Origin of the sequence: Nocardiopsis lucentensis DSM 44048, from assembly GCF_000341125.1 — a bacterium.
Lineage (GTDB): Bacteria > Actinomycetota > Actinomycetes > Streptosporangiales > Streptosporangiaceae > Nocardiopsis > Nocardiopsis lucentensis.
On record NZ_ANBC01000341.1, the window covers coordinates 1 to 1,427 of the forward strand.

At 70.5% G+C, this 1,427-nt stretch carries 1 protein-coding gene and 1 pseudogene; one reads left to right on the forward strand and one right to left on the reverse strand.

The annotated features are described in order from the left end of the window. The first annotated feature begins 185 nt into the window (after window positions 1–185). Window positions 186–1,178 carry an adenosine deaminase gene (locus D471_RS0111975; protein ID WP_017598834.1) on the forward strand — a complete coding sequence of 331 codons (993 nt, stop codon included), beginning with the start codon at window positions 186–188 and terminating at the stop codon, window positions 1,176–1,178. 52 nt (window positions 1,179–1,230) lie between these two features. Here the strand turns inward: D471_RS0111975 and D471_RS41310 are convergent. Then, window positions 1,231–1,427, reverse strand: a pseudogene (locus tag D471_RS41310) (DUF2332 domain-containing protein); the annotation flags it as partial.

Sequence of the window (1,427 nt, forward strand, 5' to 3'; positions counted from 1 at the left end):
CGGCGGGCACCCGTTCCCCATACGCCAACACGCACGTCACACACCCCACTCACCCACCACCCCCACCCCCTGAACCGGCCCCGGCCACGGTGACCCCCCACACCCCCCACAACGCACCGACCACCCCCACCCATCAGCCACAATGGCCACACCACCGACCCCGAACACGCGAAAGACCCGACCCCGTGCCCACACCCCTGCCCAAAGCCGAACTCCACGTCCACATCGAAGGCACCCTGGAACCCGAACTCGCCTTCACCCTGGCCGAACGCAACGGCATCACCCTGGCCCACCCCACCATCGACGACCTGCGCGCCGCCTACTCCTTCACCGACCTGCAGTCCTTCCTCGACCTCTACTACTCCCTCACCGACGTCCTACGCACCCGACAGGACTTCACCGACCTGGCCGAGGCCTACCTCACCCGCGCCGCCGCCCAAGGCGTCCGCCACGCCGAGATCTTCTTCGACCCCCAAGCCCACACCACCCGCGGCGTCAGCATCGACACCGTCATCGACGGCCTGACCGCCGCCCTGGACACCAGCGAGCAGCGCCACGGCATCACCACCGCCCTCATCCTGTGCTTCCTTCGCGACCGCCCCGCCACCGAAGCCCTGAACACCCTCCACGCCGCCCGCCCCCACCTGGACCACATCACCGCCGTCGGGCTGGACTCCGCCGAGGTCGGCCACCCACCCGAGAAGTTCACCCACGTCTTCGACGCCGCCCGCGCCATGGGCCTGCGCTGCGTCGCCCACGCCGGGGAGGAGGGCCCCGCCTCCTACATCTGGCAGGCCCTCAACCTGCTCAAGGTCGAGCGCCTCGACCACGGCATCCGCTGCCTCCAAGACCCCGACCTGGTCGCCCACCTGGCCGCCACCCAAACCCCCCTGACCGTGTGCCCCTTCTCCAACGTGCGCCTACGCGCCGTCAACACACTGGCCGACCACCCACTGCCCGCTCTCATGGACGCCGGCCTGCTGGTTACCGTCAACTCCGACGACCCCGCCTACTTCGGCGGCCACGTCCACGACAACTACGAGGGCCTGCGCCAACACCTGGGCCTGGACGAGAGCGCCCTGCGCCAACTGGCCCGCAACTCCTTCACCGCCGCCTTCCTCACCCCCCAGCGCCGCGACGCCCTCATCGCCGAACTCGACGCCCACCCCACCCCCTGACACACACCAGGGCCCCGCACCCTCCCGGTACGGGGCCCACACCACCCCACACTCAACCCACCCAGGCCACCGACTGACCGTGCTCGCCGGTGTGAGCCACCACCCGACCATCCAACGCCAACGTGAACCGCGTCGGCGCCTCAGGACGCGCCCGCTCCCACTCCGGAAAGACCCGCCACCCCTCGTTCGACACCCAGTGCCCCCGCACACCACCCACCACCTCGGCGAACGCCGCCACATCGGCGGGGG